This is a genomic window from Streptomyces sp. NPDC005070 (assembly GCF_053600395.1).
On the sequence record NZ_JBSFZS010000509.1, the window covers coordinates 1 to 1,418 of the forward strand.

Annotated in this window: 1 protein-coding gene; it reads left to right on the plus strand. The window is 71.8% G+C overall.

All coding sequences use genetic code 11. From position 1 onward, the window contains the following. Nucleotides 1–53 precede the first annotated feature (53 nt). Nucleotides 54–1,418 (plus strand): AMP-binding protein (locus tag ACWEBX_RS40675; protein WP_451889719.1); only part of this gene is annotated, 1,365 nt, incomplete at its 3' end.

Genomic DNA, 1,418 nt, shown 5'->3' on the forward strand with positions numbered 1-1,418 from the left:
AGCCAGGCGAGGGTCACCTGCTGAGGGCTCACGCCGCGCTCCCGGGCCACCGCGTGGACGACGAGTTCCGGGCCGCCCGGGACCTGCTGCTGCGCCACACGTACGACCACCACCGCGCCCGCGACACGTTCCGCCGGCCCCGGCCGCGGTACTTCAACTGGGCCCTGGACTGGTTCGATCCCGTGGCCCGGGACAACGACCGGACCGCACTGCGGGTCATCACACCGCACGGCGACCGGCAGGTCTCCTTCGCACACCTCCACCACCGCTCGAACCAGGTGGCCGGCTGGCTCCGCTCCCAGGGCCTGCGCCAGGGCGACCGGGCGGCCCTCCTCCTCGACAACGGCGTCGAGGTCTGGGAGCTGCTGCTGGCCCTGATGAAACTGCGTGCCGTGGCCGTGCCCCTCTTCACCACGCTGGCCCCCGAAGAGGTGGACGACAGGCTGCGGCGCGCGGGCGTCCGCCATGTGGTGGCCGCCTCCGCCCTCGCCGCCGCGCCCGCCTTCCAGGACACCGCTCTGAACACCGTCGCGGGACTCCGGGTCTGCGTGGGCGAACCGGTCCACGGCTGGCGGTCCTGGAGGGAGGCGGCACGGTTCACCGACGGCTTCACCGCACAGGACCCGACCCCGGCCGACGAACTGATGTGCTGCTTCTTCACCTCCGGGAGCACCGCTCGGCCCAAACTCGTGGGCCACACCCACGAGAGCTACCCGATCGGACACCTCTCCGGGATGTACTGGGCCGGCCTGAAACCCGGGGACATCCACCTGAACATCTCGTCCCCCGGCTGGGCCAAGCACCCCTGGAGCTCGCTGTTCGCGCCGTGGAACGCCGAGGCCCAGGTGGTCTCCGTGGACACCCGCCATGCCACCCCCGACCTGGTCCTGGACGCACTGGAACGCACCCGGGCGACGAGCTTCTGCGCGCCCCCCGCCATCTGGCGACGGCTCGTCGAGGCAGGTCTCACCGGACGCCGTATCGCCCTGCGCGAGGCGACGAGCGTGGGCGAGCCGCTCACCGACGACATCGTGGACGCCGTACGGGCCGCCTGGGGTGTCACCGTCCGCAACGGATACGGCCAGTCGGAGCTGACAGCAGTGATCGGCGTGCCACCCGGCGAACACCGCCACCCCACCTCACTGGGACGGCCCCTGCCCGGCTACCGGGTTCTCCTGTGCCCTCCCGGCACGACGACACCCGCCTCCGAGGGCGAGATCTGCATCGACCTCAGCGACCGCCCGGCCGGACTGATGCACGGCTACCTCGACGCGTCGCCCATCCCCTTCGACCCGGGCCCGCTGTACCGCACCGGAGACCTGGCCAACCATGCCATCGGCAGGAACGTCGCCGACAACGGTGACATCCGCCCGAAGATCTACGGGGTGCTCCTCAACGGCTCCGGCGCCGGCGGGAAC